The sequence below is a fragment of the Streptosporangium subroseum genome (assembly GCF_900188345.1).
Taxonomy (GTDB): domain Bacteria; phylum Actinomycetota; class Actinomycetes; order Streptosporangiales; family Streptosporangiaceae; genus Streptosporangium; species Streptosporangium subroseum.
Genome location: NZ_FZOD01000007.1, coordinates 125,573 through 149,058 on the forward strand (window position 1 = coordinate 125,573; position 23,486 = coordinate 149,058).

26 protein-coding genes are annotated in these 23,486 nt (G+C 69.4%); 12 read left to right on the forward strand and 14 right to left on the reverse strand.

Annotated features, from left to right (window positions below):
* Positions 1 to 73: 73 nt before the first annotated feature.
* The 6 genes from CHC08_RS09780 to CHC08_RS49405 form a co-directional block, all read right to left on the reverse strand.
* Positions 74 to 514 (reverse strand): ATP-binding protein, encoded by a 441-nt coding sequence (locus CHC08_RS09780; RefSeq protein ID WP_089206884.1) that lies wholly within the window; start codon positions 512 to 514, stop codon positions 74 to 76.
* Between the two features lie 164 nt (positions 515 to 678).
* Entirely contained in the window at positions 679 to 1,437 is a 759-nt protein-coding gene (locus tag CHC08_RS09785; RefSeq protein ID WP_245878233.1) for a DUF1206 domain-containing protein, read from the reverse strand.
* Positions 1,438 to 1,759: 322 nt separating this feature from the next.
* Positions 1,760 to 2,593 carry a Ppx/GppA phosphatase family protein gene (locus tag CHC08_RS09790; protein WP_245878234.1) on the reverse strand — a complete coding sequence of 278 codons (834 nt, stop codon included), beginning with the start codon at positions 2,591 to 2,593 and terminating at the stop codon, positions 1,760 to 1,762.
* 126 nt (positions 2,594 to 2,719) lie between these two features.
* Positions 2,720 to 3,352 (reverse strand): class I SAM-dependent methyltransferase, encoded by a 633-nt coding sequence (locus CHC08_RS09795; protein WP_089206887.1) that lies wholly within the window; start codon positions 3,350 to 3,352, stop codon positions 2,720 to 2,722.
* Between the two features lie 127 nt (positions 3,353 to 3,479).
* A complete protein-coding gene (locus CHC08_RS09800) occupies positions 3,480 to 3,986 on the reverse strand; it encodes a MarR family winged helix-turn-helix transcriptional regulator (RefSeq protein ID WP_143653155.1) in 507 nt (168 codons plus the stop codon).
* A 67-nt stretch (positions 3,987 to 4,053) separates the two neighbouring features.
* Positions 4,054 to 4,215, reverse strand: a complete 162-nt coding sequence (locus tag CHC08_RS49405; protein WP_179281963.1) for a hypothetical protein — start codon at positions 4,213 to 4,215, stop codon at positions 4,054 to 4,056.
* A gap of 137 nt (positions 4,216 to 4,352) precedes the next feature.
* Here CHC08_RS49405 and CHC08_RS09805 point away from each other — a divergent pair, with 137 nt between their 5' ends.
* Together CHC08_RS09805 and CHC08_RS09810 are read left to right on the forward strand one after the other, a co-directional pair.
* The gene (locus CHC08_RS09805) at positions 4,353 to 5,087 is read left to right on the forward strand and encodes an SDR family NAD(P)-dependent oxidoreductase (protein WP_218825216.1); all 735 of its coding nucleotides are present in this window, start codon (positions 4,353 to 4,355) and stop codon (positions 5,085 to 5,087) included.
* Positions 5,088 to 5,370: 283 nt separating this feature from the next.
* Positions 5,371 to 6,324, forward strand: a complete 954-nt coding sequence (locus CHC08_RS09810; RefSeq protein ID WP_089207006.1) for an NADP-dependent oxidoreductase — start codon at positions 5,371 to 5,373, stop codon at positions 6,322 to 6,324.
* Between the two features lie 20 nt (positions 6,325 to 6,344).
* Here CHC08_RS09810 and CHC08_RS09815 read toward each other — a convergent pair whose 3' ends face one another.
* Positions 6,345 to 6,761: a VOC family protein gene (locus CHC08_RS09815; protein WP_089206889.1), complete on the reverse strand. Its 417-nt coding sequence runs from the start codon at positions 6,759 to 6,761 to the stop codon at positions 6,345 to 6,347.
* Between the two features lie 78 nt (positions 6,762 to 6,839).
* On the opposite strand from CHC08_RS09815, the gene CHC08_RS09820 reads away from it, so the two are divergent.
* Together CHC08_RS09820 and CHC08_RS09825 are read left to right on the forward strand one after the other, a co-directional pair.
* The gene (locus CHC08_RS09820; RefSeq protein ID WP_089206890.1) at positions 6,840 to 7,430 is read left to right on the forward strand and encodes a TetR/AcrR family transcriptional regulator; all 591 of its coding nucleotides are present in this window, start codon (positions 6,840 to 6,842) and stop codon (positions 7,428 to 7,430) included.
* 233 nt (positions 7,431 to 7,663) lie between these two features.
* Positions 7,664 to 8,515, forward strand: coding sequence for a glycerophosphodiester phosphodiesterase (locus CHC08_RS09825; RefSeq protein ID WP_089206891.1), 852 nt, complete (start codon positions 7,664 to 7,666; stop codon positions 8,513 to 8,515).
* A gap of 145 nt (positions 8,516 to 8,660) precedes the next feature.
* Here CHC08_RS09825 and CHC08_RS09830 read toward each other — a convergent pair whose 3' ends face one another.
* Positions 8,661 to 9,287, reverse strand: a complete 627-nt coding sequence (locus CHC08_RS09830) for a GNAT family N-acetyltransferase (protein ID WP_245878235.1) — start codon at positions 9,285 to 9,287, stop codon at positions 8,661 to 8,663.
* A 152-nt stretch (positions 9,288 to 9,439) separates the two neighbouring features.
* On the reverse strand, positions 9,440 to 10,033 hold the full coding sequence (locus tag CHC08_RS09835; protein ID WP_089206893.1) for a TetR/AcrR family transcriptional regulator: 594 nt from the start codon (positions 10,031 to 10,033) through the stop codon (positions 9,440 to 9,442).
* A 66-nt stretch (positions 10,034 to 10,099) separates the two neighbouring features.
* Here CHC08_RS09835 and ureA point away from each other — a divergent pair, with 66 nt between their 5' ends.
* From ureA to CHC08_RS09855, 4 genes are all read left to right on the forward strand, one after another.
* Positions 10,100 to 10,903, forward strand: a complete 804-nt coding sequence (gene ureA, locus CHC08_RS09840) for an urease subunit gamma (RefSeq protein ID WP_089206894.1) — start codon at positions 10,100 to 10,102, stop codon at positions 10,901 to 10,903.
* Positions 10,900 to 12,549 (forward strand): urease subunit alpha, encoded by a 1,650-nt coding sequence (locus CHC08_RS09845; RefSeq protein WP_179281964.1) that lies wholly within the window; start codon positions 10,900 to 10,902, stop codon positions 12,547 to 12,549. The genes ureA and CHC08_RS09845 overlap by 4 nt, the downstream gene beginning before the upstream one ends.
* Positions 12,550 to 12,726: 177 nt before the next feature.
* Positions 12,727 to 13,722 (forward strand): agmatine deiminase family protein, encoded by a 996-nt coding sequence (locus CHC08_RS09850; protein WP_089206896.1) that lies wholly within the window; start codon positions 12,727 to 12,729, stop codon positions 13,720 to 13,722.
* 357 nt (positions 13,723 to 14,079) lie between these two features.
* The gene (locus CHC08_RS09855) at positions 14,080 to 15,858 is read left to right on the forward strand and encodes a tetratricopeptide repeat protein (RefSeq protein ID WP_245878236.1); all 1,779 of its coding nucleotides are present in this window, start codon (positions 14,080 to 14,082) and stop codon (positions 15,856 to 15,858) included.
* 466 nt (positions 15,859 to 16,324) lie between these two features.
* On the opposite strand, the gene CHC08_RS09860 is transcribed toward CHC08_RS09855, so the two are convergent.
* Together CHC08_RS09860 and CHC08_RS09865 are read right to left on the reverse strand one after the other, a co-directional pair.
* The gene (locus CHC08_RS09860; protein ID WP_089206898.1) at positions 16,325 to 17,326 is read right to left on the reverse strand and encodes a phosphotransferase enzyme family protein; all 1,002 of its coding nucleotides are present in this window, start codon (positions 17,324 to 17,326) and stop codon (positions 16,325 to 16,327) included.
* Between the two features lie 35 nt (positions 17,327 to 17,361).
* Positions 17,362 to 18,225 carry a class I SAM-dependent DNA methyltransferase gene (locus CHC08_RS09865; RefSeq protein WP_089206899.1) on the reverse strand — a complete coding sequence of 288 codons (864 nt, stop codon included), beginning with the start codon at positions 18,223 to 18,225 and terminating at the stop codon, positions 17,362 to 17,364.
* Positions 18,226 to 18,748: 523 nt separating this feature from the next.
* Between CHC08_RS09865 and CHC08_RS09870 the strand changes: the two genes are divergently transcribed.
* Together CHC08_RS09870 and CHC08_RS49410 are read left to right on the forward strand one after the other, a co-directional pair.
* Positions 18,749 to 19,150, forward strand: coding sequence for a GlcG/HbpS family heme-binding protein (locus CHC08_RS09870; protein WP_089206900.1), 402 nt, complete (start codon positions 18,749 to 18,751; stop codon positions 19,148 to 19,150).
* 129 nt (positions 19,151 to 19,279) lie between these two features.
* A complete protein-coding gene (locus tag CHC08_RS49410) occupies positions 19,280 to 19,423 on the forward strand; it encodes a hypothetical protein (RefSeq protein WP_179281965.1) in 144 nt (47 codons plus the stop codon).
* A 124-nt stretch (positions 19,424 to 19,547) separates the two neighbouring features.
* Here the strand turns inward: CHC08_RS49410 and CHC08_RS09875 are convergent, their stop codons facing one another.
* A complete protein-coding gene (locus CHC08_RS09875; RefSeq protein WP_089206901.1) occupies positions 19,548 to 20,054 on the reverse strand; it encodes a winged helix-turn-helix transcriptional regulator in 507 nt (168 codons plus the stop codon).
* A gap of 54 nt (positions 20,055 to 20,108) precedes the next feature.
* Here CHC08_RS09875 and CHC08_RS09880 point away from each other — a divergent pair, with 54 nt between their 5' ends.
* Both CHC08_RS09880 and CHC08_RS09885 read left to right on the forward strand, forming a co-directional pair.
* The gene (locus CHC08_RS09880) at positions 20,109 to 21,620 is read left to right on the forward strand and encodes an amidase (RefSeq protein ID WP_089206902.1); all 1,512 of its coding nucleotides are present in this window, start codon (positions 20,109 to 20,111) and stop codon (positions 21,618 to 21,620) included.
* A gap of 160 nt (positions 21,621 to 21,780) precedes the next feature.
* Entirely contained in the window at positions 21,781 to 22,434 is a 654-nt protein-coding gene (locus CHC08_RS09885) for an SRPBCC family protein (RefSeq protein ID WP_089206903.1), read from the forward strand.
* A 37-nt stretch (positions 22,435 to 22,471) separates the two neighbouring features.
* Here the strand turns inward: CHC08_RS09885 and CHC08_RS09890 are convergent, their stop codons facing one another.
* Complete coding sequence (locus tag CHC08_RS09890; protein ID WP_179281966.1) at positions 22,472 to 23,017, reverse strand: hypothetical protein; 546 nt, start codon at positions 23,015 to 23,017, stop codon at positions 22,472 to 22,474.
* Positions 22,993 to 23,388 carry a hypothetical protein gene (locus CHC08_RS49415; RefSeq protein ID WP_179281967.1) on the reverse strand — a complete coding sequence of 132 codons (396 nt, stop codon included), beginning with the start codon at positions 23,386 to 23,388 and terminating at the stop codon, positions 22,993 to 22,995. Before CHC08_RS49415 ends, CHC08_RS09890 begins: the two co-directional genes overlap by 25 nt.
* Positions 23,389 to 23,486 lie beyond the last annotated feature (98 nt).

Here is a 23,486-nt window from a genome sequence, read left to right on the forward strand (position 1 = left end):
GGTCGGCCCGGGTCCGGCTGAAACCGAGCCGGCCGTGGTCCGCAGCGGTCCACAGCGGTCCGCCGGGCCGGGTTCAGCCGACACCGGCCAGCGTGCCCTTGCGTACGGTGGCCAGCTCCAGCACCAGCTCGAACCAGACCTTGTTGGAGCCGGCCTCCCTGATCAGGCCCCAGCGGTGCGCCAGCGCCTCCAGCAGGGGCAGGCCGCGGCCTCCCGTCGCGTCGGCCGACGCGTGACACACGCAGGGGGCCTCCGACGAGCCCTCGTCCTGGACGCAGACCCGCACACCCTCCGCCGAGTAGGAGACCGTGACGGTGAACACCCCGCCGTCTCCCGACCGGGAGTGGATCACCGCGTTCGTGGCGATCTCGCTGGTGAGCAGGACGCAGTCGTCGTGAAGGGGATGATCGCGCCCCAGAGACATCGAGACCAGGCGACGAGCTCTCGCCACCTGGTCCGGGGAACCCGCGAGGCGGAGAACCCATTCGCTTCCGTCATACTCCGACGTGTCCATACGACCCCTCCGATACTGTTCACGCCTTTGGAAGACGCGGGGCTCGAGAGGGTCGATGTCTCGGAAAAGTAGGAGTTCGATCACTTACCAGATAGACAGGTCGAGCTTGCCAGAAGGGCTTTCACCTGCGTGCTCGCATCTGTCGCCCCGTGCGGTCGCACCTGTCACACCCGGTGCCAGCGAGCCTCGAAGAAACAGTAGACCGCGAACAGCAGCAGGCAGATCGCGACGATCCCGAGCAGCCACGGACCGGCCGAGGTCTCGGCCAGCGAGCGCAGCGTCGAGTCGATGCCCTTGGCCTTGTCGGGGTCGTAGGTGATCGCCGCCTGGACGATGAAGACGCCGGCGACCGCGGCGATCACACCGCGGGCGAGGTAACCCGCCATGCCCAGCTTCTCGGCGAGCTGAAGCGCCTTCGGGGGCATCTCACCGGTGCGCAGGTCCTGGAGGAACTTCTTCTTCCAGCCCTTGTGAATCCAGTAGGCGCCCAGGGCGATCAGTCCCAGCCCGATCAGGCCCACGAGGAACTGCCCGGCGGGCAGGTCCATGAGCTTGCCGGTGATGTCCTTGGAGCTCTCGTCGGTCGAGGCTCCCGCGTCACCCCGCAGCAGCAGGCCGAGCAACGTCGCGACGATCACCCCGTAGACCACCGCGCGCGACCCCGCCTCGACCCGGTCCTTGGTCCGGCCCCGGCCGATGATCGCTTCCGACAGCTGCCAGAGGGTCAGCGCGATGAAACCGACCACCATCAGCCAGAGCAGTACGGTGCCGAACGGCTGCTCGGCCACCGTCTCGAGTGCCCCGGTCTTGTCGGCCTCCTTGCCACCGCTCCCGCCGCCGAAGGCGATCTGCAGGGCCAGGAATCCGATCAGCCCGTACAGGACGCCACGGCAGGCCATACCGAGCCGGGCCAGCCTGTCCAATGTCTGACTGTTCGCCGCTCTGCGCGCGGCGCCTTCCACCTGAGCGCTATTCATACCAATGCGCTCTTACCGCGTGATGGGCAGGTAAACCTCAGGTCGAGGCCATCGCCCGGTTCCCGGCCCCCGGCCAATCCCGGGGCATCGCTCGACTCCGAAGCCTCTCCCCACTACCAAATATTAGCCCTTTTTCTGACATAAGCCATATTTCAGACAGGGTCATCGGGGATGGATACCCGCCCGCTCTCGGGCGCCCGGCTCCTGGACTTCGGCCGCTCCCGGGCACCGCCCGGTCCCCGGACCTCGGCCCGCTCCCGAACGTCCGTCAGTTCTCGGGCATCGCGTCCAGCCGCCGCAGGATGACGCCCTCCCGCAGCGCCCACGGGCACACCTCCAGCTGCGTGACCCCGAACAGGTCCATCGTGGCGTCCGCGACTATCGCCCCGGCCGGCAGCTGCGGCGCCCGCCCCTCCGAGACCCCCGGCAGCGCCGCCCGCTCCCGCACGCCCATCTTGGCCAGCCGATCGGTCCATCCGACCAGGTCGGCGTGCCTGAGCACCCGGCGGACGTACGGTCCCTCATGCGAGGGGGCGGCCCCGGCGATCCGCGCGAGCTGCCTGAACGTCTTCGACGTCGCCACCGCGTGATCGGCCTGGCCGTACCGTGCCACGTTTCCCACCGAGCGGGCGATCTCCGCCCGCACGTGCCTGCGCAGCGCCCGCGCCTCGTCGGCCGGAGGCGGATCGGCGCTGAAGCAGTCACGGGTGAGGCGGCCCGCTCCCAACGGCAGCGACACCGCCACGTCGGGCTGCTCGTCCATCCCCGAGGCGATCTCCAGCGACCCCCCGCCGATGTCCAGCACCAGCAACCGGCCGGACGACCACCCGAACCACCGCCGCACGGCCAGGAACGTCAGCCTCGCCTCGTCCTGACCCGACAGGACCTGGATGTCCACCTGCGTGTCGGCCTTGACCCGCGCGAGCACCTCCTCGCCGTTGACGGCCTCCCGGACCGCAGAGGTCGCGAAGGCCATGAGGTCCTCGACGCCCTTGTCCTCGGCGATCCGCAGAGCCTCCTCGACGAACTCCCGCAACCGCGCCGCCCCCCGCTCGGAGAGACGGTTGCCATCCTCCATGTGCTCGGCGAGCCTCAGGTCCACCTTGTGGGAGTACGCTGGCAGCGGCCGAGCCCCACGATGCGCGTCCATCACCAGCAGATGAACCGTGTTTGAACCTATGTCGAGAACGCCCAGTCGCATGGGATGAAGTTACTACTCTCCGATGGCTCATCCGCCCGGGGTACGGCGATGAACGCTGACCGCGTATCCCCCGCCGTCGTAGGCGGCTCCGTCCCAGGTCGCCAGGCGCTGTTCCAGAGCCAGCCCAGACGCCGCGCACCAGGCGTCGTAATCGGCGAGCGTGACCGTGGCGGAGGCGAGCGGGAGGTGCGCGGCGTCCAGCCCGAACCCACTCACCAGCAGCCCCCCTGGTCGCAGCCGCACCGCGAGCCCGGCGACGGCCCGCGCCTCGGTCCCCTGAGCGAGCAGGGGGATGACGTTGCCCGCGGCGACGACCATGTCGAAGGACCCGGCGCCCACCGAGCCGAGATCGGCCGGGTCGCTCAGGTCGGCCAGGATCCAGGTCAGCTCCGGCGCGGCCCGCCTGGCGACCTCGAGCATGGAATCGTCGAGATCGACGCCCACGCAGTCGTATCCCAGCTCGGCCAGCCGGATCGCCACCCGCCCGGTGCCGCATCCGGCGTCCAGGACCCGCGCACCCGGGGGCAGCAGCTCCGCGCACAGCCGCGCCTCGCCGTGCATGTCCGCTCCCGACTCGGCGAGCTTGGCGAACCGCGCGGCGTACCGCTCCCCGGCGTCGTCCCCCGCGATGTCCGCCCAGCGGCTCCTCGACTCACTCATCGCACCAGGGTCCCACCCCGTCCGGCGGCTCCCGAACCGAGGTCCGAGCCGGCTCGGTTCAACGGCCCCGCTCCGAGCCCGGGCCGACTCGGCCATGGCACCCCGCGAGTTCGTGATTCCCGAAGGGTTAACCGTCGACGGCGAGCTTGGGGGCGACCTCCGCGACGCGGTCCAGCAGGTTGATCAGCCGGGCATAGTCCTCTTCGGTCATCGCTTCGCGCAGTCCGGCTTCGACGCTGCTGGACAGGTCGCCGGCCGCTGCGGCGCGATCGGCGCCGGCGGCGGTGAGGGAGACCAGCATGACCCGGCCGTGGTCGGGAGAGGCGTGGCGATCGACCAGGCCCTTGGCCTCGAGGTTCTTCACGATGCCGGTCATGGTCTGGGACGTCACGAGCGCTTCGCGGGACAGCTGGGTACAGGACTTGGCGGCGCCTCCCGCGAGATAGCCGAGGACCTTACACTGGGATTCGGTCAGGTCCAGGGCGCGCACCGCGTCGGCCTTGCGGGCGATGAGCGACTGCTCCGCGCGCTTGAGATGGAAGCCGAGTGTGCCGGGCGATTCGCTGGGCGTCGCCTCCTGCGGCCGGCCGGGCTGCACCAAGCGCGGGGCCGGAGTGTCCGAGTTGGTAGCCATGCTGCCGCCCACCTGCCTTACGTCGCTTCCTGCGATCCAGTATACCACTACATCAATTTAGGACCCTTCAATCATGAAGGCCACCTTCGATCACCCAGCGCCCACGCGAATCGCCACGGGCCGCGATCACCTTGGAGCGCGCCGACATGGCGGTTTGCGCGCTCAATTCCATCATCGATACAGCCATTGTGATCAATGAAGGAACCTTCATTGATTGCGTACCCTTCATGGAAGGAGTAGGTTGAGTTCTGAGTGGTGACGCCGCTCCGGCGCTCACCGGCCCCAGCCCAGCCCTCGCGGCCGGACATGAAGGGACATCAACGCTTGAGCCGAGCCGCACTCGACTCACTTCCGATAGGAAACGACATGGAAATGTCCGGACTCACCGCCCTCGTCACCGGCGCCACCGCCGGCATCGGCCGGGCCGTGGCCATCCAGCTGGCACAGGAGGGAGCCGAGGTCGTCGTGCACGGTCGCGATGCCCGCCGCGGCCTGGAGGTCGTCGCACAAATCGAGGCCGCCGGCGGGACGGCCCGCTTCGTCCAGGCAGACCTCACCAGCACCGACGACGTGCTGCGCCTGGCCAAGGAGGCGGGCGAGGTCGACGTCCTGATCAACAACGCCGGCATCTACAAGTTCCTGCCCACGTCGGAGATGACAGACGAGCTGTTCGACCTGCACATGAACCTCAACGCCAAGGCCCCCTACCTGCTGGTCCGCTCGCTGGCCCCCGGCATGGCCGAGCGCGGGCACGGATCCATCGTCAACATCAGCACCCTCGCCGCCGCCGTCACGACCAAGGGCACCGGCATGTACTCCGCGTCCAAGGCCGCCCTGGAACAACTGACCGAGGTCTGGGCGGCCGAATACGCCGGCAGGGGCCTCCGCGTCAACGCGGTGGCACCGGGCCCCATCCACACCCCGGGCACCGACGAGATGGACGCCGCCACCCTCAAGGCCGTCGCCGAGACCACCGCCATGCGCCGCATCGCCGAGCCCGAGGAGGTGGCCGAGGCGGTCATCTTCCTGGCCTCCCGCCGCGCCAGCTACATCACCGGAGTCGTCCTGGAAGTAGCCGGCGGACGACTCGGCATCAGCTGACCGCCCCAGCCCGGCCGAGCCGCCCGTGGGCCTGACCGCCCGGCCGGGCATCACTACGCCGGGACACCCTCGGACATCGAGACGGAAAAAACCGGATCAAGCGCTTTTTGATGCGGCTTTCCCACGCGGAAACGGCTTTCCAGATCGCCGTTGGAGGGAGATCTGAAGGGAAAGAGACTCCCCGGGAGTCGAGCCACCGAGATCCGCCTTCCACCGGATGGTGGAAGATAGTGCCGTCGCCCGCGACGGGCGGCATTCAGCAAGGAGAGATCTCGTGACCCTCATGCGTGCGATCAGCCAGGACACCTTCGGCGGGCCGGAGGTGCTGCACGCCGTCCAGGTCGAGCGGCCGGAACCGCTGCCGACCGAGGTGCTGGTGCGGGTCGTCTCCGCGGGGGTGAACCCGGTGGACGTCAAGACCAGGTCGGGCGGCGGCATGGCCGGGGTCCTGGGGGATCCGCCCTTCATCCTCGGCTGGGACGTCTCCGGCGTCGTCGAGCAGATCGGCTTCGGCGTGAACACCCTGCAGGTGGGAGACGAGGTGTACGGCATGCCGTGGTTCCCCCGCCAGGCCGGGGCCTACGCCGAGTTCGTGACCGCCCCCTCCCGGCAGTTCGCCCATAAGCCGCGTTCCCTGGGACACGACGAGGCCGCCGCCATGCCGCTGGCCGTACTGACCGCGTGGCAGAGCCTGCTGGACGCCGCGGACGTCCAGCCAGGCCAGCGCGTCCTCATCCACGCCGCCGCGGGCGGCGTCGGGCACTTCGCCGTCCAGGTGGCCAAGCACCTCGGCGCGTATGTGATCGGCACCGCCCGCGCCGCCAAGCACGCTTGGCTGCGCGAGCTGGGGGCCGACGAGCTCATCGACTACACCGCCACCCGCTTCGAGGACGCGGTGAGCGACGTGGACGTGGTCCTCGACCTGGTCGGCGACGGCCACGACGCGACGAGCACCCGCTCCCTCGACGTCCTCCGCCCCGGCGGGCTGCTCGTCGCGGTGCCCTCCGGCTTCTCCCCCGACCTGCTGCGCGACGCCGAGGCGCGGGGCCTTCGCGCCCAGGCGTTCCTGGTGGAGCCCGACGGCGCCGCGCTGACCCGCATCGCCCGGCTCGTCGACGACGGGAAGATCGCCATCGGGGTCGAGGAGGTGCTCCCGCTGGAGAAGGCCGCCGAGGCTCACGAGCGGATCGCCGCGGGCCGTACCAAGGGCAAGCTCGTCCTACGGGTCGCTCCCTGAACGGAGTGATCCTGCCGGCGTCATGGATTGACGTACTGGTCGGCGTACGCCGCGGCGGGCGCGATGGGCGTGATCACGTCGATCAGGACCCCGTTGGGATCGGCCACGATGAAATGCCGCTGCCCGAAGTCCTCGCTGCGTAGCTCCAGCTCGGCCCGCAGCCCTTCGCGGACGACGAGTCGTTCCCACTCCGCGTCCACGTCCTCCACCTCGACGTTGAGCAGCAGTCCCCGGACGGGAACGCGATAGGCCTCGGGCAGCGTCGGGTGGTCGTGGTCGAGCAGGGCGAGCTCGTACGGCAGCGGCCCCGGCCGCCGCAGGCTCACGTACCAGTCGGCCTCGAACGTCGGCTCGAACCCCAGCAGCCCGGTGTAGAAATCGCGGGACTCCCGGAGCCTTGAGGTGCAGATCACCGGATAGAAGCTGGTCAGTTTCATGCGAACTCCTTCACATACCGTCGGTATGTGAAGGTAATATATTGACGTACCACCGGTATGTCAACGGACGGGAGTGCGATGCCGAACGACGGCAGGGCACGGCAGAGAGAGCAGACCAGGCGGACCCTCCTGCGCGAGAGCAGACGCCTGTTCGCGACCCAGGGCTACGGCGCGGTGGGCCTGTCGGAGATCGTCCGTGCCGCCGGGGTCACCAAGGGCGCGCTCTACCACCACTTCGACAGCAAGGCCGCCCTGTTCCGCGCCGTCCTGGAAGAGGTGCAGCAGCAGGTCGCCCGGACGGTGGCCGCGACCGCCGAGGCCCACGACGATCCGTGGACGCAGTTCACCGCCGGATGCCAGGCGTTCCTCACCGCCGGCACCGATCCGGACGTCCAGCGGATCATGCTCGTCGACGGCCCCTCGGTGCTGGGCTGGAACGAATGGCGCGCGCTGGACGAGGCCGCCTCGGCCCGTCACCTGGCCGAGGCGCTCACCGCCCTGATCGAGGGAGGAATGATCGCCCCGCAGCCGGTCGCGCCACTGACCCACCTGCTGTCGGGCGCGATGAACGAGGCGGCCCTGTGGCTGGCGGGCTCGGCGAACCCCGAAGATCTGACCGATGCCCGGGCAGCCCTGTCACGGATCCTGGAGGCGCTGCGCGTCAGATGAGTCCGGCGCGGCGGGGCGAGCCCCACCCGCGAAACACGGCGGCGGCGAAGGGGCGGATCCGCTCCCGGGACTCGTCACGCCGGCGGTGCCCTTCACCGCGAGACAGGATCGGCGACGCGCGGGGCGATTGCTCATCTACCTGACATCAGCGAGCTACTCTTATAGCAACTCGTCGTCATGAGCGGCTGTCAAGTTCGAGGCACAGGACCTTCTCCCCACGTTCGAGGAGACCCATGTTCCGACGGCTCGGCCTCATCATCACGACCATCCTGGCGACCCTGGCGGCATCCGTCTCCACGGCGGTCGCCGCACCACCGACGACGGTCGCCAATGTCGCCCATCGCGGGGCCTCCGCGTACGCGCCGGAGAACACCATCGCCGCCTTCGAACTGGCGCAGGCGCAGCACGCCGACGTGTTCGAGCTGGACGTCCAGGAGACGAAGGACCACCAACTGGTCCTGATGCACGACACGACGCTGGCCCGCACCACCAACGTCGAAGGGGTCTTTCCCGACCGGGCCCCCTGGAGGGTCGGCGACCTCACCCTGGCGGAGATCCGGAAGCTGGACGCGGGCTCGTGGTCCGCCTCGAAATACAAGGGTGAGCCGGTGCCCACCCTCGGTGAGACGCTGCACGCGATGAGCGGGAGCCGGCTCGGCCTCCTCCTGGAGATCAAGGCGCCGGAGCTCTACCGGGGCATCGAGGCCCGCGTCGCCGACGAGCTACGCGACAACCCCTCGTGGCTGAGCTCCGACCGCGTCACCGTGCAGTCGTTCGACCGGGACTCGATGCGGACCTTCCACAAGGACCTGCCCCAGGTCCCGATCGGCCTGCTCGGCACGCCGGCGACCGCGGAGCTCCCGGAACTGGCGGAGTTCGCCGACCACATCAACCCGCCGTACAACGCTCTCACCTCGGAGTACGTCAAGCGCGTCCATGCCCTTCGCATGGAGGTCTTCGCCTGGACCGTGGACAGTCCGGACACCATGCGCCGCCTGATCTCCTACGGGGTGGACGGCATCATCACCAACAAGCCCGACGTGCTGCGCAAGCTCATCCCCGCATCGAAGCGGCGCGCTTCCTGACCGGTCGCCACCGATCCCGCTGGGAACGGTGAGCTCCCTGCGGATTCGTGGCGACTCTCATCGTCGCGGGCGACGGATGCCTCACGGACACGGCCCTGATGATCCGGTGGCATCCGCTCGTCGCCGCGGCCCCTTCCGGAAAACCTCAGTGGGCGGGCTGGGTCGGATGCGGGTCGCCGGGAACCTCGCCGAACATGGTGTTGGTGATGGCCCACCGTTCGTGATCCCGCCAGGCGCCGTCGATGAACAGCAGGTCAGGTGAGCAGCCCTCGTAGCGGAAACCGTGGCGCCGGACCAGCTTCAGGGAGGCGTGGTTGCCGGGCTGGATCTGGGCTTCCAGCCGGTGGAGCCGCAGTTCCTCGAAGGCGTGGCGCAGCACGAGGCCGAGGCCTTCGGACATGTATCCCTGGCCGGCGGTGGGAGCGAAGGCCGCGTAGCCGAGGGAGCCATTCTGGAAGCGTCCGCGGATGATGCTGTTGATGTTGATATTGCCCGCGATGGCGCCGGTATCCCGCACGCAGACCAGCAGGCCTTCGGCGGACAGCGGGTCGTCGAAGGTCCGGAGATAGGTCTGGAACGCCTGCGGCGTGGTGGGCAGGGACATCCACGGGTGGTGCAGGTCGGCGCTGGCCCGGACCAGTCCGATGAACTCCTCCTGGTCGTGGTCGGCGATCGGACGCAGGGTCACGCGGGAGGGGCCTTCCCGCCGGCCGGTGCGAACCGTCTCGGCCGCTGTCCGTTCGGTTCCTTCGGCCCCATCGTTCTGAATCACGGAGGGAACGGTATCGCGGCTCGCCGGTGCGAACTAGTTGATCAATACCAACGAATGCCTCAGGCCCGTCCGCGTACGGACGCGGTCAGGACCGAGCGCGCCACACCCGCTCCCCGGGCGGAACCCGTCCGCAGCAGAGCGATTCGAGGCGGTCAGGGCAGCAGCTCTCTCCGGATCGCCCGCATCGCCTGCTCGTGAGCCCACCCGGCATCGCAGCCGGGCAGCCCGAGCAGCACGTCGCTCGCGAGGCTGTCCATGATCCGGCACATCCGCATCGCGTGGTCCTCCGGGTCGTCCACCGGCCGGAACAGCCCCTCCCCCACCCCCCGGACCACGATGCGGGCCAGCTCGCGCGCCCAGGCGCCGGTGAACCCGGCGATCCTGGCCAGCGTCTCCTCGTCCTGCGGCGGGCGGGCGACGATCTGGGCCCACAGCCGCCAGCGGACGTCGCCCGCGCCGGCGGGCAGATACATCTCCACCAGGCGGCCGACCGCCTCGCGCGGGTCGGCGACGGTCGCGAGCTCGGCGGTCCGGCGCTCGGCCAGCTCGTCCTCGCTGAGCAGCAGCGTCGAGACGAGGATCCGGTCGCGCTTGCCGAAGTAGTACATGACATGACCGCTGCTCATGCCGGCCCGTTCCGCGATGTCGCGCACGCGCAGCCGATCGGGACCCACCTCGTCGATCGCCAGCAGCGCCGCCCGCAGCACGTGCGCCCGCACGTCGGGACGCTCCAGCTTCACCGTCATACCTCATACCGTACCGGTTTAGAATGCTAATCCAACTTTGAAAGCCATTCTAAAAAGGGAGCGGCCGTGCGGCTGACACCTACGGAGCGCGACCGGCTGCTGCTGTTCACCGCGGCCGAGCTGGCGCGCGCCAGGAGTGCGCGAGGACTGCGCCTGAACGTGCCGGAGGCCACCGCCCTGATCGCCGACACGGTCTGCGAGGCCGCCCGGGACGGGGCCAGGCTGGCCGAGGCGATCGCGGCGGGCCGGAGCGTGCTCGGCCCCGGTGACGTGCTGCCCGGGGTGGCCGACATCGTCACCGAGGTGATGGTCGAGGCGGTCTTCGACGACGGCACCCGGCTGGCGGTCGTCACCGAGCCGTTCGGCGGCGGCTCGCTCGGGGACGCGGCCCCGGGCGCGGTGATCGAGGCGGTACGCCCCCTCCCGGAGGAGAGGGCGGCGCTACTCCCCGCGAAGGAGGACGCGATCGAGGTGCGGGTGCTCAACACGGCGACCGTACCGATCAGCGTCACCTCGCACTTCCATTTCTTCGAGACGAACCCCCGGCTGCTCTTCGACCGGGCCGCGGGCTACGGGCGCCGCCTGGCCGTCCCCGCGGGTTCCACCCTGCGCTTCGATCCGGGCGAGAGCCGCGTCGCCAGGCTGGTCCCGATCGGCGGGGCGCGGGTGGCGATCGGGTTCGCCGGCCTGGTCGACGGCCCGCTGGACGCGCCGGGAGCCTTCGAGCGAGCCATGGAGAAGGCCCGGGCCTGCGGTTACCTGGGAAGCGAGCCGGTGTCTGAGTCCTCGGTCGCCGGTGATCCTGCGGCGGCGAGCGTCGTCGTGCCGAGGACCGAAGAGCCCGGCGACCGCGTGGCGGGTGAGTGGTGAGCGTCTACGGACCGCGCCGGGGAGATCGGGTCAGGCTCGGCGACTCCGGCCTGGTCGTCGAGGTCGAGCACGACTCGCAGAAGCCCGGAGAGGAGTTCCTCGTCGGGTTCGGCAAGACCGCCAGGGACGGCCTGCACCTGAAGGCCGCCTCCATCGCGGACACCTGCGACCTGGTGATCAGTAACGTGCTGATCCTCGATCCGGTCCTGGGGGTGCGGACCGCGTCGATCGGGATCCGCGAGGGACGCGTCCACGCGATCGGGCGGGCGGGAAATCCCGACACGCTGGACGACGTGGACGTGGTGGTCGGCACCGGCACCACGATCGTGTCCGGCGAGGGGCTCATCGCCACGGCGGGCGCGATCGACACCCACGTGCACCTGCTCAGCCCGCGCATCATGGAGGCCTCCCTGGCCTCCGGCGTCACCACGATCATCGGCCAGGAGTTCGGGCCGGTCTGGGGTGTCGGCGTGAACTCGCCGTGGGCACTGCGGCACGCGTTCAACGCCTTCGACGCCTGGCCGGTGAACATCGGGTTCCTGGCGCGCGGCTCGTCGTCCCATCCGGCGCCGCTGGTCGAGGCGCTGGTCGAGGGCGGCGCGAGCGGCTTCAAGGTGCACGAGGACATGGGCGCGCACACCCGCGCGCTGGACACCGCGCTGCGGGTGGCCGAGGAGCACGACGTGCAGGTCGCGCTGCACACCGACGGCCTGAACGAGTGCCTGTCGGTGGAGGACACCCTCGCGGTCCTCGAAGGCAGGACGATCCACGCCTTCCACATCGAGGGCTGCGGCGGCGGGCACGTGCCGGACGTGCTCAGGCTGGCCGGGGTGGCCAACGTCATCGGCTCCTCCACCAACCCGACGCTGCCCTTCGGCCGGGACGCCGTCGCCGAGCACCACGGGATGATCGTCTCGGTGCACGGCCTCGATCCCGGCCTGCCGGAGGACGTGGCGCTGGCCGGGGACCGGATCCGGGCGGGCACGATGGGCGCCGAGGGCGTGCTGCACGACCTCGGGGTCATCGGCATCACCTCCTCCGACGCGCAGGGCATGGGCCGGGCGGGCGAGACGGTCCGCCGTACGTTCGCGATGGCCGGGAAGATGAAGGGCGAGCTGGGCGCGCCCGAGGGTCACGACAATGAACGGGTGCTGCGCTATCTGGCCAAGCTGACCATCAATCCCGCCATCGCGCACGGCCTGTCCCACGAGGTCGGCTCGCTGGAGCCGGGCAAGCTGGCCGACATCGTGCTGTGGCGGCCGGACCACTTCGGCGCCAAGCCGCAGCTCGTGCTGAAGGCCGGGTTTCCCGCCTACGGCGTGACCGGCGACCCGAACGCCTCCACCGACGCCTGCGAGCCTCTGGTGCTGGGCCCGCAGTTCGGCGCGTACGGCGCGACCCCCGCCGACCTGTCGGTGGCCTTCGTCAGCGGGGCCGCCGCGGACACGGGCGACGACCACATGACGACCCGCCGGCGGCGTGTCGGCGTGCGCGGAACCCGCGGCATCGGCCCGGCGGACATGGTGCGCAACTCACGGCTCGGGTCCGTCCAGGTGGACGCGCTCGGCCGGGTCACGCTCGACGGCGACCCCGTCCGATCGGCTCCCGCCGAGTCGATCTCGCTCAACCGCCTGTACTTCCTCTGAGCCTCCCCGATCTCTACACCGCCCTTCATCCGCCTCCCCGCCCGGGCCGTTCCCGGCCTCCGGTCCTTGAGGCTCCGGCGGCGGGCCTCACCCGGCCGGACCTCTTCCGGCGACTCGCCCGGCCGAACCGCCTCCGACAACCCTCGCTCCGCCCGACTTCCGACAAGGATCACCATCATGTTCTTCATGCCGCCGGAGTGGCACCCCCACACTCGCACCTGGATGTCCTGGCCGGTCGCCGGTTACGCCCTGGCCGACCCCGAGGCCTCCTACCGCGCCTGGTCCGGCGTGGCCAACACGATCGTCCGCTACGAGCCGGTCACCATGGTGGTCGACCCGAGCGAGCGCGGCTCGGCCGCCCGATGGCTGTCCCCCGGGGTCGAACTGATGGAGCAGCCGCTGGACGACTGCTGGATGCGGGACAACGGCCCGACCTTCCTGGTGGACGGCCGGGGCGCCCTGGCGGGGGTCGACTGGACCTTCAACGGGTGGGGCTGGCACCCGTACGCCAAGGACGACCTGGTCGCCGCGGCGGTCCTGGAACGGGCGGGGGTGAGCAGGTTCCGCTCCGAGATGGTCAACGAGGGCGGCGGCATCCACGTGGACGGCGAGGGCACGGTCATCGTCACCGAGACCGTCCAGCTCGGGGAGAAGCGCAATCCCGGCTGGACCAGGGAGCGGGTCGAGGCCGAGCTGCGCGCACGGATCGGCGTGGAGAAGGTCATCTGGCTGCCGCGCGGCCTCACCGCCGACTACGGCAGGTACGGCACGAGCGGCCACGTGGACCTGCTCGCCTCCTTCGCCCGCCCCGGCCTGGTGCTCTGCCACGTCCAGCCCGATCCGGCCCACCCGGACCACGAGGTCACCCGGGAGAACCTGGCGATCCTGCGGTCCTCCACCGACGCGAGGGGCCGTCCCCTGGAGGTCGTGGAGCTGATCGCCCCGGAGACCCAGGAGGCCGGCGGGGAGCCGGTCGACTACTCCTACATCAACCACTACCTGGCCAACGGCCTTGCCCTGCTCTGTTCCTTCGACGATCCACGCGACGCCGCGGCGGCCGAGATCTTCACCAGGCTCTTCCCCGGACGGGTCGTCGAATCGGTGGACGCCCGCGACATCTTCGCCCTCGGCGGCGGCATCCACTGCATCACCCAGCAGCAGCCCCGGCCGTGACCCATAACGAAAAGGGCGATTTGTCCATAGGGCTGTCCGGATCCGGCCACGATAATAGCTAGATCTTGCCAATCGGGGCAATTGTTGCGAATACTTGCAAATTGTTCTTAATTACAAGAGAGGCCTGAAATGAAGCAAGTTATTGTTCACAAGCCCGGCACCGTTACGCTCAGTGGCACCGCCAGCCCTAAGCACGTCGGCTGAGATCAAAGTCGTAGAACCGGCGCCCAGCAATGGGCGCCGGCTCGTAACATGAGATTGCTCAAATAAATTGACGGTTTGGTGTAAAGGAGACTGGTGAGTCGGGGACCGCACCCATCGGGAGAGTCACCTCTTCCTGCCCTGCTACTGCCCCCCGTGGACGCGAATCGGCGCCTGCGCGGGCCGTACACCGCGGGAGGTGCGATCGTCTCCGCCCTGGCGCCCATCGCTCGGCCGGAGCTGGTCGCCCGGTATGACATAGAGCTGCGTGCCATGGCACCCGACATGCATGAGCTGGTCCCCGCCCGGCGTCAGTCGGCGGCCATGCACCTGCCCAGCGCGGAACGGATCCTGGTCCACGCGCCACGCCGCACGCTGCGCCTGTCCAATGGACTGGCCGAGTTCATCCGCGAATACCTGGCCGAAACCGGGCCCCGGACCCTTGTCGTCGAGAACATCCACGAGGCCGACCCCACCGATCTCGAGCTCCTGGCGGTGCTGAAGCGCCGGATCGGCCCGAAGCTGCTGACCGTGGTGACCGGTGGTCAGGCCGTGCCCGACGAGCCCCTCGGACAGGACGAGCACGATGCCCGCGCCGACGAGCTGGAGCGGGAAGGAACGATCGGCGCGCGACTCGGGGCGATTCCCTACCATCGCGAGCACGGCAGCGACCCGCAACGAGCGTTGGAGGCCTACAGGTTCGCGGTGGAGTGGTGCCTGGAGGCCGGCTGTCACGACGCCGTGGTGGAGCTGGGCCGGAGCGCGCTGCGACTCGCCGACCCGTCCACGGAGCACGATCTCTGGTGGCGCCTCCTGCACAGCACCGCGACCGCGCTGAGCTCCCTGGACCGCGAGGAGGAGTCGGAGGCCCTGTTCGAGCTGGCCAGGCGCGAGAGCATCTGCCCCAGCGTGCACGCCTCCGCCGCCTACTCCACCGGGATGCTGAAGGTCCGCCACCACGACCCGGTCCAGCGCGACCTGAACGCCGGGCTGGCCTGGGTGAACCAGGCGATCGCCATCTCCTCGCTGCTTCCCGACCCGCGTGATCGGGCGTTCAAACTGGGTTTCGACCTCAACGGCCGGGCGCTCGTGGAAGTACGGCTGGGCCACCCCGCGAAGGCGCTTGAGCTGGTCCAGGAGGCCGTCGAGCTGGCCGAACGCGACCTTCTACCCGGCGAGCACCCGATCCACCGGCTGGTGCTGCTGGCCAACAGGGCACAGCTCACCATCATGCTGGGCCGCCCGGAGGAGGCGCTGGAGGACCTGAACGCGGTGATCGCCGCCGATCCCGGCTACCCCGACTACTACATCGACCGGGGCAACCTGCTGCACCGGCTGGGCCGCCTGGACGCGGCGATCGCCGACTACGAGACCGCGATGCGGGTCGGCCCGCCCTTCCCCGAGCCGTACTACAACCGGGCCGAGATCCGCTTTTCCACCGGAGACCACCGGGGCGCGCTCGGCGATCTGGACCACGCGCTGGAGCTGGACCCGGAGTTCGTGGACGGGCTGGCCAACCGAGCCGGGCTGCTCGTCGCATTCGGGGAGTACGGCAAGGCCAGGGTGGACGCGGAGACCGGACTCGCGCTGGATTCGGCCAACCCGTACCTGCTGTGCGCCCTCGGTCAGGTGGAGATGGCCGAGGGCCGTCACCGGAAGGCGCGGGTCGCCTTCGACCAGGCGCTGGAGCTCTCCCCCTCGCTGGCCGCGGCCTGGGCCAACCGGGGAATGCTGGCCTTCGAGATGGGCGACCCCGAGGGCGCCGTCTCCGACTTCACCCACGCTCTCGAACCGGGCGCGGACCCCGCGTTGCTCTTCAACCGCGCGATGGCGCTCCGCGCCACCGGACGCGACGAGGAGGCGGTGGCCGACCTCACCCGCGCGATGGAGCTGGCTCCGGACGACGACGACATCCGCCGCGCGCTGACGTCCTGAACCGCACGGCGTCCCTCCGCACTCCCGGCGAGATCATCGGGGTGAGTGCGGAGGGAGGAAAACCCGGGTGACGCGGAGGTTCCGGTTAGTGCGCCGGAGCCGGACCGGAAACAATTCATTAACGATGACCAAGCGTATTGAGGCCAACACCGAAGGCCCATTCTCCGAATTGAGAACGCACCCCGGAGAAGGACCCGTACCGGTGAATTCAGCGATCCGCCGGCGGCCTGGCACACGGCCCGCGAAGGAATGTTCATCGGATATCCCGTGACACCGCGTATTGATCGGTGAAGTCTCGGTGAACACCGCCTGCGAGAACGGGGACGGCCGCACGCGAACGCGGGAGAGAAGGGGAAAGGCGGCACGGGGACAGGAGACGAGAAACCCGGGCGGAAGAGGGCCACACGGAGACGGGAGGGCGGCGAACCGGGACCCGGGGAGCGATCTGCGGAGACTCGGGGAGCGATCAGCGGGACGGACCGCTGAGATAGCGTTCGGCCAGCTCGCAGGTGCCCTCGGTGTAGCCGGCACCGAGTTCGGCGGCGATCTCCACGCCTGTATGGGTACCGATCCAGGCGACCAGCAGCAGACGACGGAACATGATGAATGTCCAGATCTCGGCCTCGTCCTCGGCCGGAAGGTCCAGCACGGTCCGGTAGCCCCGCACCCATGCCGCGATCATCTCGGGGACCTGCGGGTGATGCTCGACGAAGCTGACCGCGGCGGCCAGGTCATAGAGGTACCAGCCGAAACCGCAGTCGTCGAAGTCGATGACGCTGGGCGGCTCGTCTCCCGCCACCAGCAGGTTGGCCGGCCGCAGGTCGGCGTGGATCAGGCCGTAACGGCCGGGGTCCCGGCCGAACCAGTGCAGCCGCTCGCGCAGTTCCTTGTCCATCCGGCCCAGTACGGCCAGCGCCTCGACTCCCACCCCCGCCCCGTCCTGCCAGCGACCCCACCGCGACTCGGCCCCCAGCGCGGCCTCGTAATCCCAGTGGAAACGGGTGAATCCCGCCGGGCGCCGCCAGCTTCGCGCGTGCCGGTGCATCCGCGCGGTGATGGCGCCGAGCCGCTCGAAGTCGGGCACCAGCCGGTCCTGCGACGGCTCGGTCCCCGGCAGGAACTCGAACATCACGCAGTCGCGGGGCTCCGCCCCGAGGACGGTGAGCACCCGGGAGCCGCCGGGGGACGGGAGCACCCTGGGGGTGCGGACCCCGGCCTCCTCACGGAGCGCCTCCAGCCAGTCGAGCTCGGAGAGGATCGCCTGCGTGGAGTGATAGCCGAGGCGGTGCACCCGCAGGACGAACCGCTCACCGGTAGCCGGGTCGTCCACCCTGTAGGTGGCGTTCTCCGACACGTTGATCAGCGTGATCTCGGCACCGGGCAGGCCATGGATCCGCACCGCCTTCCGGGCGGCCTCGTGCACGCGGGCCAGCACGTCATCCCCTGCGGACAGGTCGTGGGCCCGCATCGGTCCTCCAGGTGAATCACCCAAAGTGCCAGATCTTATCTGAGATCTTGCATTATCCGGTCTGCCACGGTGTGCCGCTGCTCGTTCTGCTCGTCCTGGGGACGCACCATCGTGACACGCTCCGCGCCGGGCTCCGCATCGAGGAGCGTGATACGGATCTTGGACTGCCGGTGCCGGAGCCGCTCCCAGTCGTCCATGAAGGTCCCGCGGAGACCGTGCTTGTCGGCCAGCGCCATCAAGGTCTCGGTGCGGTAGTAGAAGTCCTCCCGCAGGACCTGGTGCTCCTTGCCCTCCGTACGGTCGAAGGTGAAGTCGAACCACCCGCCCGGCTTCATGATCCGGCCGATGTGCTGGAAGCACTCCTCGATCACGTGGAGCGGGAAATGGGAGAAGACGCTGTGGGCGTGGATCACGTCGAACATCTCATCGGGCAGGGCGGCGAAACGCAGGTCCTTGACCGGCATGAGATGGGGAAGCTTGTCGCGCAGGCCATGGTCGACGAGGGTTTTCTGGGCGGCCATCAGAAGGTCGGGAGAGATGTCGACGCCGTAGTAGTTACCGGTGTCCAGGTAGTCGATGAACAGGCGTCCGGCGCGCAGGTTGCCGCAGCCGATGTCCAGCATGCGGTGCTCCGGCTTCAGGCCGTGCCGCTGCAGGTAGTCGAACTGCATCTGGCCGAGGGCGAGCCAGCGTCCGTGGGACTTGCTGCCCGCGGCCCTCTCCGGACCTCGGGAGACGTCCGACTTCATGACGGCCCGGTAGTAGTCGACGTGGTCACGCGTGCTCAGGCGCAGCCACGTGTTCCTGCCCAGCCGTCTCACATGCCCCGGGATCCGCTGAGGACGGCGGAGGGCGTATTTGATCTGGTGGCCGATACTTGCGCGGTTGTGACTGTGCATGCCTCTCCTGAGTCAGATCGATACCTCGACGATCTCGCCGATGACGGGATCGTATCCGAAGGTATTTGCGATATCACTCAACGTAACGGCGGCGAGAATGGTGATTTCATCGCCCGTTGACCTTGGCCCCTCCGGCCTCGACGGTCCTTGACCTTGGCCCTCCGGATCTTGACATCCTTGCCCTCGCCGTCCCGAACCTTGACCCACCGCGAACCCCGGCACCCCGGATCTCACCGTCCCCGGCCTCGGCGACACCCCGGATCTCACCGTTCCCGACCTCGGCGACACCCCGGACTTCGCCGTCTCCGGCCTCGGCGGCCCGGCCTCGTCTACCCTGACTTCGACGCCGGGGTCCGGCCGGCCTGCGGGTTTTCTCCGAGCGGACGGGTCGCGGGCTCGCGCCGGTCCTCCGCGCGGGCTCGCAAAGCGTCAGTTCTTACATGAGACTTCGCATCGTCTGGTCGGCGGCGAATACGGAGCGGACCGCCCGGTGCGAAGACTTTCAACGGTGTAAGGGGGCCCGATGAATCTCGAACTCGCGCTGCGCATGTGTGAGGCCGCGGTGAAGCAGGCCGGGCGGGAGGGAGCCCTGATCTCGGTCGCGGTGGTCGACGCGGGCGGGCATCTGGTCGCGTTCCAGCGGATGGACGGCGCGGAGATCGCCGGCCCGGTTCTCGCTCCCGGCAAGGCCTACACGGCGGTGGCCCACCGCATGTCCACCGCCGACCTCGCGCCGCTGGTCGTGCCCGGCGGAGAGCTGTACGGCCTCGCCGGGGACCGATACGTGTGCTTCGGCGGCGGCATTCCGCTCAGCGAACCCGGCAAGGATCACCGGGTGGTGGGCGCGGTCGGCGTCAGCGGCGGCACCGTCGCCCAGGACGTGGCCTGCGCCGAGATCGCCACCGCGCTCTGGGAAGGGGCCTAGCCCGGCGGTCGAAAACGTCGAATCCCCTGAAACCAAGGGAATCTCGCGTTATCTCCGGGTCTGGAGGGGCAGAGGGGGTTCGCCCCAGGCGGTGATCGCCTGAATGGTCTCGCTCCTTGGAGGATTTTGATGGACGTTATCGTGCTGCTCGCCCTGGTCTGTTTCCTGGCCGCCACCATCTGGTCCGCCATCAGCCGATCCTGGCCGATCGCGCTGCTCGCGGCCGGTGCGTTCCTGCTGACGCTGTCGACCACCTCGCTGGTCAACGGCTAGTCCCGTTTTCCGCGTGTGAGTGATCTTCAGCGGAGATCTCGGGGGTCGAGGCGAGGGGGTTCAGAAAACGGAGTCGGAGGTCGGTGGGTCGGGGATGGCCGGGGGGACCGGCCCGTGCCCGGGATCAACCGGATGTCGTCCGGCGGGGTGGGGTCCAGGCGTCGTTGGGGGCTATGGCGAGGTCGTCGAGGTCGAGGTCCTCGCCGGACTCGCCGCGGGGCCGGACCGTGACGGGGCCGCCGCTCTCACGGTCGACGACACGCAGGGGCCCTCCGTCGGGCTGCAGGTACGTGTCGCCCCATTGCATGAGGGCGAGCACCGCGGGCAGGAGGTCTCGCCCCATCCGGGTGAGCACGTACTCGTGGCGGGTGCGCTTGCCGGGTTCGCGGTAGGGCCGCCTGTCGAGGATCCCGGCGGCCACGAACTGCTTGAGTCGGGCGGCGGCCACCGCATCGGTGATCCCGACCCGTTCGACGAAGTCGTCGAAGCGCGTGGTGCCGTAGCAGGCCTCGCGGAGCAGGAGTATCGCCGACCTGCTGCCGATCACGTCCATGGCCTTGCCGATCGAGCAGTTGTCGCCTATCTGCCACTTCGACCGGTCGGCGAGAGGTCCCAGGAAAGTCATGGCCATACGCCGATCCTACTCTGACTCCGCCAGGCCATAGCCAGATGCTACGGTCTGGCTATGGAATCATGTAGCCAGGAAGAGAAGGCGGCCCCGGAGACCTCCGACCTCACCTACGCGGCCGCGACCGAGCTGACCGCCGCGATGGCCGCCCGCGAGGTCTCGTCCGCCGAGCTGACCGAAGCCGCGATCTCCCGGATCGAACGCTTCGACCAGGACGTCAACGCCGTCTGCGTGCGGGACTTCGACCGGGCGCTGACGGCCGCGCGCGCCGCCGATGTCGCGCGGGCGAAGGGTGACGTACGACCGCTGCTCGGCGTCCCGATGACGGTCAAGGAGTCGTTCAACGTCGCCGGGCTGACCACGACCTGGGGCATCCCGGCGTTCAAGGACGCGAGGGCGGCCGAGGACGCCGTCGCCGTCGCCCGGCTCAAGGCGGCCGGCGCGGTGGTGCTGGGCAAGACCAACGTCCCGTTCGCCCTCGGCGACCTGCAGACGTACAACGACCTGTACGGCGCGACCGGCAATCCGTGGAACCTGGGCCGTACGGCGGGGGGTTCGTCCGGCGGCTCGGCCGCCGCGCTCGCGGCCGGGTACGGCGCGCTGTCGATCGGCTCCGACATCGCGGGCTCCCTGCGCGCGCCCGCCCACTACTGCGGCGTGTACGCGCACAAACCATCACAGGGCCTCCTCCCGACCCGCGGCCACACGCCACCGGGGACACCTCCCCTGGCCTACGAGCGCGACCTCGTGACGATCGGGCCGATGGCGCGCGGCGCCCGCGACCTGTCACTCATGCTCGACCTGCTGGCCGAGCCCGACGAGACCGCGATCGGCATCGCCCACGCGCTCGCCCTGCCGCCGGCCCGGCACGACGACCTGGCGGCCTTCCGCGTGCTCGTCGTGGACACCCATCCGCTGATCCCGACGGCGTCGAGCGTGCGCGCCGCGATCGGCGACCTCGCCGACCGGCTCTCCGCAGCCGGCGCGAAGGTGGCCCGCGAGAGCGAGTCGCTGCCCGACCAGGTCGAGGCGGCCCGGCTCTACATGCGCCTGCTGCTCGCGTCCTGGGGGGCCGGCTATCCGCAGGAGGTCTACGAGCACCTCCGGCTCGACGCCGGGCGGCTCGACGCCGGTGACCGGAGCCTGGCCGCTGAGCGTACCCGCGGTTCGGTGCTCAGCCACCGCGGCTGGATCGCGGCGGACAGCGCGCGTGTACGGAACCGCCAGGGCTGGCGAGAGCTGTTCGCCGAGTTCGACATCGTGCTGTGCCCGGCCATGCCGACCCCGGCGTTCCCGCACGACCGGAGCCCGGACCGCTGGGCCCGCCGGATCACGATCGACGGGACGGACCACGACTACGCCGACCAGCTCGTATGGGCGGGAATCGCGTCGGTGCCGGGCCTTCCGGCGACCGTGGCCCCGATCGGGCGATCCGCGGACGGCCTGCCGATCGGCGCGCAGCTGATCGGCCCGATGTTCGAGGACCGCACCCCGATCCGGTTCGCCGAGCTCCTGGAACGGGAGTTCGGCGGCTTCAACCCCCCGCCGCTCGCCCGCCCAAGGCTATAGCACTTGACTTATATAAGTGATGTTTAATACTTTTACGCCATGCATGCTTCCGACCTCCTCGGCGACCCGATGCGCAGTGCCGCCCTCGAACCGCTCGTCGACGGCGAGACGATCTTCGGCGCGACATGCGCGCCCATCCGGGACAGGTGAGGAGAATCCCATGATCGACGTTACCCAGCAGATCAACGCCGTACGGCGGCAGGTCGGCAAGCGCGTGCTCGAAGCGGGTGAGGCGCGCGTCGTGACCATCAGCCAGGCGTACGACGCCACCCTCGACGACCTCTGGGACGCCTGCACCGATCCCGAGCGCATTTCCCGGTGGTTCCTGCCCGTCTCGGGCGACCTGCGCCTCCATGGTCGCTACCAGTTCGAGGGCAACGCGGGCGGAAGGATCGAACGCTGCGATCCGCCGAAGGGCTATGCCGCCACCTGGGAGTACGGCGAGGAGGTCAGCTGGGTCGAGGTCCGGCTGACGGCCGAACCCGACGGCGGGACGCGGTTCGAGCTTGAGCACACCGCTCACGTCGACGACGAGCGATGGGCCGAGTTCGGCCCCGGCGCGGTCGGCGTCGGCTGGGACATGGGATTCCTGGGTCTGGCCATCCACCTGTCGTCCGGACAGGACATGAACCCGCAGGAGTCCGCGGCGTGGTCGGCGTCCGACCAGGGCAGGCAGTTCATGACGCTCAGCAGCCGGGAGTGGTGCGACGCGAGCATCGCGGGCGGCGAGGACGGAGCGTCCGCGCGAGCCGCAGCGGATCGGACCACGGCCGCCTACACCGCCCCCGCCCCCGACGAGCCGGCCGAGCCCTGACGTCCCAACCGGCCCGCTCGCGGTGGCGGCCGCTACATCAGTCGAATTTTTTCCTGATTTCCGGATCTATATAACGGTGCCACCGAGTGAACTCCGTGGACTCGCGTTTAGTCTGAATTGTCGTATCAGTTCTTGTCTTCAGCCATTGCGACATGAAATCCGCGTCTATTGAGGGGCAGGTCTGCCCTTCATGAAGATGACACGACTGGGGCGCTTGTGAACCGAATATTCCCTGAATTCCTTGCGGACCGATCGGGCCATCGAGTCCTCGAAGGCCCGTCAGACCTTGAAGCCCTTGCGGACCCAGTATTTCTTTGAGAAGGGGACCGACCAGACCATCGATTCCCTGCGAACCCGTCAGACCTTGGAGTCCGGTCAGACCCAACAGGCCCAGAGTCCCATTCGAGCCGTTCAGACCATTCAAACCGTTCAGGCCATTCAGGCCATTCAGGCCGTTCAGGCCGTTCAGGCCGTTCAGGCCATTCAGGCTCTGCCGGCCGGTGACGCCGTAGAACTGGCTTCGCCGGTCGGTGACGTCCTGGAGTCCCTGTGGACCGGTCAGGTCCGGGGCTCTCTGCGGCACGGCGACGTCCTGAAATTCTTGCGAACCGGCGGCTTCGGGCACCCCAACGGGCCCGGGCTCTCCGGCAGGTCCGGGCTCTCCGGCAGGTCCCGGTATTCCAGGGGGTCCCGGTATTCCAGGGGGTCCCGGTATTCCAGGGGGTCCCGGTATTCCAGCAGGTCCAGGCATTCCGACTGGCCCGGGCTCTCCCGGCGGCCCAGGTATTCCGGGCAGCCCAGGCACTCCGACAGGCCCGGGCTCTCCCGGCGGCCCAGGTATTCCGGGCAGCCCGGGCATTCCGACTGGCCCGGGCATTCCGCGTCCTCCAGCAGGCCCAGCAGGTCCCACCGGACCCCGGAGACCGTCTCTGCCGGCCGGACCCTGCGGGCCACGACGGCAGGAAGGTCTGTGGCACTCGCAGGAACGCCCGCGACAACCACAGGGATGCCTACGACACTTGCAGGAAGGTCTCCGGCATTCGCAGTCATCC